The 5,948-nt window shown below is 77.2% G+C and carries 7 protein-coding genes; 3 read left to right on the plus strand and 4 right to left on the minus strand.

Going from position 1 to position 5,948, the window contains the following annotated elements; genetic code table 11:
• Positions 1-148: 148 nt before the first annotated feature.
• From ACFV61_RS22095 to ACFV61_RS22105, 3 genes are all read right to left on the minus strand, one after another.
• On the minus strand, positions 149-1,048 hold the full coding sequence (locus ACFV61_RS22095; RefSeq protein ID WP_079136651.1) for a serine protease: 900 nt from the start codon (positions 1,046-1,048) through the stop codon (positions 149-151).
• A 52-nt stretch (positions 1,049-1,100) separates the two neighbouring features.
• Positions 1,101-1,667, minus strand: coding sequence for a hypothetical protein (locus ACFV61_RS22100; protein ID WP_380493489.1), 567 nt, complete (start codon positions 1,665-1,667; stop codon positions 1,101-1,103).
• Between the two features lie 189 nt (positions 1,668-1,856).
• Positions 1,857-2,507: a PH domain-containing protein gene (locus tag ACFV61_RS22105; protein WP_380493491.1), complete on the minus strand. Its 651-nt coding sequence runs from the start codon at positions 2,505-2,507 to the stop codon at positions 1,857-1,859.
• A gap of 357 nt (positions 2,508-2,864) precedes the next feature.
• Between ACFV61_RS22105 and ACFV61_RS22110 the strand changes: the two genes are divergently transcribed.
• The 3 genes from ACFV61_RS22110 to ACFV61_RS22120 all read left to right on the plus strand — a co-directional run bounded on the left by ACFV61_RS22110 (position 2,865) and on the right by ACFV61_RS22120 (position 5,346).
• Positions 2,865-3,311 carry a helix-turn-helix domain-containing protein gene (locus tag ACFV61_RS22110; RefSeq protein ID WP_063352883.1) on the plus strand — a complete coding sequence of 149 codons (447 nt, stop codon included), beginning with the start codon at positions 2,865-2,867 and terminating at the stop codon, positions 3,309-3,311.
• A 158-nt stretch (positions 3,312-3,469) separates the two neighbouring features.
• Complete coding sequence (locus ACFV61_RS22115) at positions 3,470-4,075, plus strand: ParH-like protein (RefSeq protein WP_380493493.1); 606 nt, start codon at positions 3,470-3,472, stop codon at positions 4,073-4,075.
• On the plus strand, positions 4,072-5,346 hold the full coding sequence (locus ACFV61_RS22120; RefSeq protein WP_380493495.1) for an MAB_1171c family putative transporter: 1,275 nt from the start codon (positions 4,072-4,074) through the stop codon (positions 5,344-5,346). Before ACFV61_RS22115 ends, ACFV61_RS22120 begins: the two co-directional genes overlap by 4 nt.
• 65 nt (positions 5,347-5,411) lie before the next feature.
• Here ACFV61_RS22120 and ACFV61_RS22125 read toward each other — a convergent pair whose 3' ends face one another.
• Positions 5,412-5,861, minus strand: coding sequence for a hypothetical protein (locus tag ACFV61_RS22125; RefSeq protein WP_380493496.1), 450 nt, complete (start codon positions 5,859-5,861; stop codon positions 5,412-5,414).
• Positions 5,862-5,948 lie beyond the last annotated feature (87 nt).

Genomic DNA, 5,948 nt, shown 5'->3' on the forward strand with positions numbered 1-5,948 from the left:
CTCCGGGGGCGCCCGGGTGCCCACCTGGGTATTTACCGTGGGGTCGGCCGGCGCATCCGGCCGCGGGGGTCGGGCGGTCGGCCGGATGCGCCGGTCAGCCAGGCCGGTCAGTCAGTCAGGCCAAGGTCGGTCAGCCGGGTCAGCCGGGTCAGCCGGCGGCGATGGTGGCCCGGATCCAGTCGGCGTAGGCGCGCACGTCGGTGTACAGGCCCGGACCTTCGGAGCAGGGCACGCCCGGGGCGCCGGGGCCGGAGGTGGTGCCGATGAGCTCCCAGCGGCCGCCGCGGCCGCGCTGGATCTGCGGGCCGCCGGAGTCGCCGAAGCAGGCCATGGCCTTCGGGGTGGGGCTGGTCGTGCACAGGCGGGTGGGGCCGGCGAAGCCGGGGGCGCAGTCGGCCGCGGCGGCGCGGCGGGTGTCGAGTTCCTGGAGGCGGTCCGGGAAGACCATGTCCTCGTACTTGGGGGTGTCGAGGACGGTGCCGAAGCCGAGCAGCCGGGTCGGGGTGCCGGGCGGGCCGGGTCGCTGGGCGACGGGGGCGGGCCGCTGGGCGACGGGGCGGTCCAGGCGCACCAGGGCGAGGTCGTCGTAGTTGGGGCGGGTCTGGCCGTCGCCGAAGCTGAAGCCGGGGTGGACGACGGTGCGGGTGATGGCCCGGACGGTGCCGCCGCTCTTGCGGTGCGCGCTGCCGATGCGCACGGTGCCGTCGAGCGTCAGCTCGCTGCCCGGGTAGCCCTGGACGCAGTGGGCGGCGGTGAGGACCCACTGGGGGTCGATCAGTGTGGCGCCGCAGGTGCCGTCGGCTATCTGCTTGGCGCTCATCGGGATCGTGGCCATGAACGGGTAGCGCTCGGTGGAGTCGTGGCCGTTGACGATCGCCTGGGCGCTTCCGGTCATGGCGGTGGCGCCCAGGGCGGCGGCGAGGGCGGCGACGGCGGTGGCGCGGGCGGCGCGGCGGCGGACGGTCTTGCGCAGGAGCACGGGTGACGGCCTTTCGGATCGGTTGGTTCGGATGCGTCCAGCCAACCCTGCGGCGCCCGGCCGGGACATCCGGGCAGCGGGCCGCCGGGCCCGGGGGCTGTCCCCCGGGCGCGGCGGCGGGCTACCAGGGGGTCGCGGCGGGCTGGGCGTTGGTGCCCGGGGCCTGCGCCGGCCTGGGCGCGGGGGTGGCTGCGGGCCGGGTGGCGGGCGAGGGCCGAGTGGCGGGCGCGGGCCGGGTGGCGGGCGCGCCGAAGTCGCCGACGTCGTCGGAGGAGGAGGTGCGGATGGCCCGGGGCGCGGAGGGCTGCAGGGAGTCGGCGGCGCGCACGGCCCGGACGGGGGCGAGGGCGGGGGCCGGGGCGAGGCTCTGGTCGAGGCGGACGACGAAGTTGACGTAGTCCAGGGGCTTGTCGGGCCAGTGGCAGTCGTTGCTGGTCAGCAGGCGGCTGCGGACGCCGTCGCGTTCGGTGACGGGTCCGGGGGTGACGCGCAGGTTCGGCTGCCAGCTGCGGCCCCACAGGTGGTGTTCCAGGGTCAGCGTCCAGCTGTCCTCGTCGACTTCCAGGGTGGCGCCGACCCGGCCGGGCAGAATCCGGGTGCCGTAGGGGCCGCGCACCACCGCGCGCTGGTCGAAGCTGGCGTTCTTGCCGACCACGGTGATCCGCCATGCGCCGTGGAACCTGAGCATCGCCGCACTCCTGACGTCCTGGCGCGCCGTCCGGGCGGGCGCGCTTCCGTCGGGGTCAACGGCTGCGGGGCGGTGGGCGGCTCAGCGGTGGGCGGCTCAGCGGTGGGCGGCTCAGCGGTGGGCGGCTCAAAGGGCCGGGCCGGCCGGGGCGGGCGGCGCGGACCCGGCTCGGGCGGCGTCGGGCCCGGTTCAGGCGGCGTCGGGGCGGGCCGCGGGCCGGGTGGTGCGGGCGGGTTCGCCGGGGGCGGTGTGGGCGGTGTGGGCGAGCGCCGGGTAGCCGTGCGCGGTGAGGACGAGGTCGGCGTAGCGGCGGTCGTCGAAGGGGACTCCGTGGCGCCGGAGCAGGTCGAACAGTTCGGCGAGGCGGCGGTGTTCGGTGCCGCGCGGCAGCCCGTCGCGGGTGGTGCCCAGGATGCCGAGGACCGGCCCGTACAGGCGGGCGCCGCGGGCGATGCGAGCGGCGCGGGCGGTCCGGCGGGGTGCCGGGGTCAGACGCAGCAGCAGGACGAGCCGGTGGGCGCCGGAGTCGGCGTCCTGCCCGGCGTCCATCGTGAGGCCCTGGATGTCGCGCCACCGGTAGCGGCGCGGGACGAACGCCCGGACGAGGGTGAGGCCGTGGTCGTCGGCGCGCAGCCAGAAGCCGTACGGGACGGGCAGGGCCACGCCCAGGACGGCCGCGCTCGACAGCAGCAGCGCGGGGACGGCGCCCATCCGGCCGGCGGCCCCGGTGTCGGCGAGCACGACGCCCATCGCCAGGGCGAGCACGCAGCCGACGGGGGCGCCGGCGGCTCGCCACAGGAAGCCCAGCCGCACCGTCTGGTGTCGCGGCGCCGTGTTCACGGGCGCTCCCTTCCCATGTCGTGCCGTCGGTGGGGCCGGCCGGTCCGGCCGGTCCCGTCTCGGGTGTCGATGCCTGGTGGTCCCAGGGGAGTCGGTCACACTACCGGCCTGCCAAGATCATTCGGATGATCCGGGGGAAACGTCAAATGTCTTTAACACGAACGGACTTGATGGCCAGTCAGTTCGACCGGCCGGCCTGCGGTCCAGGATGTCAGCCACCGGTGGAGGGGTCAACTGACGTTGATTGGCGGTATCTTGTGATCCACGCCAGCTGATGCCGTTGGGTTATCGTGACCTGGCCGGCCCTGCCCGCCCGCCAGGAGGAGACGCGCGGGGCCCCGGTGAGGAGGGCGGGCCATGGCGGAATCGAACCGGGAGGACGGACCGGTGGAACTGTCCGGGCTCGCGGCCAGGATCGAGGCGCTGTTCCACACCGTCCGCAGGCCCGACCGCGAGCAGTACACCAACGAAGAGGTCGCCCGGGCCTGCCGCGAGGCGACCGGGGAGTCGTTCTCCACCACCTACCTGTGGCAGCTGCGCACCGGGCGCCGGGACAACCCGACCAAGCGCCACCTGGAGGCGCTCGCCCAGTTCTTCCAGGTCCCGCCCGCGTACTTCTTCGACGAGCGGCAGGGCGCGGAGATCGCCAAGGAGCTCGCCCTGCTCGGCGCGCTGCGCGACGCGGGCGTGCGCAGCCTGGCGCTGCGCGCGGTCGGCCTCTCCTCCGAGGGCCTGGACACGGTCAGCGAGCTGATCGACGTCATCGCCCGCCGGGACGCTGCCCGCCGGCACCCGGCGCCCTGACGCCGGCGGCGCGGACGGGCGCGCGGACGGGGGTACGGGCCGCGGGCGGGGCGGACGGAGTCCGGGGCTAGGAAGACGGGGGCCAGGCACGGAGGCGGAACCACGGCGGTCGGGAGATCGGGGGGAACGGGGCCGCTGATCGAGAAGGGGAACACAGCGTGCGGGACGACAGGTGCTACCGATCGGCGCTGCGCCGCTGCCGGCGGATGGCCGAACAGCTGGAACTGCCAAGCCCGTTCGACACCACCGTGCTACTGGAGCAACTCGCCCGCCGGCGGGGGCGGCCGATCGACCTGCTGCCGGTGGCCGCCCGGCCCAACGCGCCCTGCGGGCTGCTGGTGTCCACCCGGGAGGCGGACTACATCCTGTACACCGCCGACACCAGCGCGCTGCACCGCCGGCACATCCTGGTCCACGAGATCGCCCACCTGCTCCTGGACCACGCCGGCTCCGCGCCGCTCGGCCCGGCCGCGGACCTCCTGCCGCACCTGTCCCCCGACCTGGTCCGGCGGGTGCTCGGGCGCACCGGCTACGACGAGCCCCAGGAACGCGAGGCCGAGCTGCTGGCCTCCCTCATCCTCAGCCGGGCCGCCAAGGCCGACGCCGCGCACCCGCCCGGCCCCGCCCCGCACCCGGACTCGCTGGACGTCCTGGACGTCCTGCTCACCGGCGAGCCCGGACCCGGACCCGCCGGCGACCGGGCGGCCGACGGTCGGGCGGCGGGCGGTCGGGCGGCGGGCGACCGGGCGGCGGGGCGTCCGTGAGCGGCCTCGTCCTCTACGGCGTCGCGCTGTTCTTCGCCCTGAGCGCCTGGCACTTCGCCCGCGGCCGCCGGACCAACCCGCGCGCCATCGCCCGCTACAGCTGCTACGCCACCGCGCTGCTCGCCGCCGCCCTGCTGCTGCTCGCCCCGCCCACCGTCCAGGCCGCCGACCGGCTGCACCGACTCGGGATCGCGCCCGCCCTGCCCGTCCTGCTCGGCGACACGCTGCGCATCGGCGCGGCCTGCGCGATCCGGCTGCTGGCCGGTGTCCTGCGCGATCCCGAACTTCCCCGCCGCGCGGTGCGGCGCCAGCTGGCCCTGCTGGCCGGTGTCCTGGGGGTGCGGGCGGTCCTGTTCGTCGCCGCCGCGCCGGGCCTGGATGCCTCCGACCTCACCGCCGCGCCCTCCGCCGGCGCCCGCCTGGCGCTGGCCGGGTACACCGCCGCCGGCGTGCTCTACCTCGCCTACTGCCTCACCGCCCTGCTGCGCCAGCTCGCCCGGCTCGCCCGCGCCGCCGCGCCCGGGCGGCAGCGCAGCGGGCTGCGGCTGCTCACCCTGAGCCTGGTCGCGGGCCTGCTGTGGAACGCCTGGGGCGTCGACGACGTCGTCCAGGCGGCGGCCACCGGCACCCAGGCCGGCGCCGAGGACGCCCTGTGCGGCGTCCTGGGCCTGCTGTGCGTGGCACTGCTGGCGACCGGCCTGGGCACCACGGTGTGGCCGGCCGCGCACGCCGCCGTCCGCGGCTGGCTGCGCGCCCACCGCCGCTACCGGGCGCTGGCCCCGCTCTGGCGGGACCTGCACACCGTGCTGCCGGAGATCGCGCTCGCCCCGGCCAGCCGGCTGCCGCTGCTGCCGCCGCGCGACCCGCAGTTCGCCCTGTACCGGCGGATCATCGAGATCCACGACGCCCGGCTGATCCTGCGTCAGCACCTCGACCCGCGCACCCCGCAGTGGCTCGCCGCCGCCACCTCGCGCTTCCCCCCGTCCGCCGCCCGGGCCGACGCCACCGCCGAGGCCGCCGCACTGGCCGCCGCACTGGAACGCGCGGCCGCCGGCGCCCGGCCCAACCCCGACACCCCGCGCACCGCCCCGGCGGCCGAACCGCCGCACGCCCTGGGGCCGGACCTGGAGTCCGAGGCCGACCACCTGGCCCACCTCACCCGCGTCTACGCCACCTGCCCGGCCGTCGCCGAGGTCCGCGCCCGTGCCCGCGCCGCCGCCCCCTCCCCCAGCGCCCCCGACCCCGACCCGGTCGCGAGCCCCGTGCGGTGAGCCGCCGGACCGGCCCGGGGGTACCCCGCCGGGGGAACGGCGGGAGCGGGCCGGGGCGGCGGCCGCTACCGGCGGACGGCCGCCAGCGAGCGCAACTGCACGTGGACGGCGCCCGGTTCGGTGCCGGTCAGCGCGGCGACCTCGGCGGCGGGCAGGGCGAGGACCAGGTGCAGCAGCAGGACGTCCTGCTGGGGGGCGGTGAGGTGGGCGACCGGGCCGAGCGGGCGCGGGCCGGCCAGGGCGCAGACGCGTCGGCGGACCGCCTGCCAGGCGCAGGCGGCCGGGCTGGCGGTGGCCAGGGCGTCGAGCCAGTGGCCGCTGAGGTCGTCGAAGGCGCCCTGGACGGCCAGCGGGGCGTCGGCCGCGGGGAGCAGCAGGGCGGCGTAGTCGAGGTAGTGGCGCAGGTGGAGGTCGTACAGCGCCCACAGGCCCAGCGCCGGTCCGGTGGCGGTGGTCATGGCGGTGGCGTTGGTCGTGGCGTTGGCGGTGGTCGGCTGTCGTGGTGGTGTCGGCATGGTTGATTCCCGAGGTGGCGCGGGTGGGTGCTGGTCCGCGGACGGGGGGGGGGGGGGGGGGTGGTCGCACCCGGCACGCGGCGCCAA

The sequence above is a fragment of the Kitasatospora sp. NPDC059817 genome (assembly GCF_042731835.1).
GTDB lineage: Bacteria > Actinomycetota > Actinomycetes > Streptomycetales > Streptomycetaceae > Kitasatospora.

What these genes read in the sequence shown, in the direction of transcription:
- ACFV61_RS22100 (WP_380493489.1), bottom strand. Translation starts at nt 1,667, where the DNA reads ATGCTCAGGTTCCACGGCGCATGGCGGATCACCGTGGTCGGCAAGAAC.
- ACFV61_RS22110 (WP_063352883.1), top strand. Translation starts at nt 2,865, where the DNA reads ATGGCGGAATCGAACCGGGAGGACGGACCGGTGGAACTGTCCGGGCTC.
- ACFV61_RS22125 (WP_380493496.1), bottom strand. Translation starts at nt 5,861, where the DNA reads ATGCCGACACCACCACGACAGCCGACCACCGCCAACGCCACGACCAAC.
- ACFV61_RS22095 (WP_079136651.1), bottom strand. Translation starts at nt 1,048, where the DNA reads ATGTCCCGGCCGGGCGCCGCAGGGTTGGCTGGACGCATCCGAACCAAC.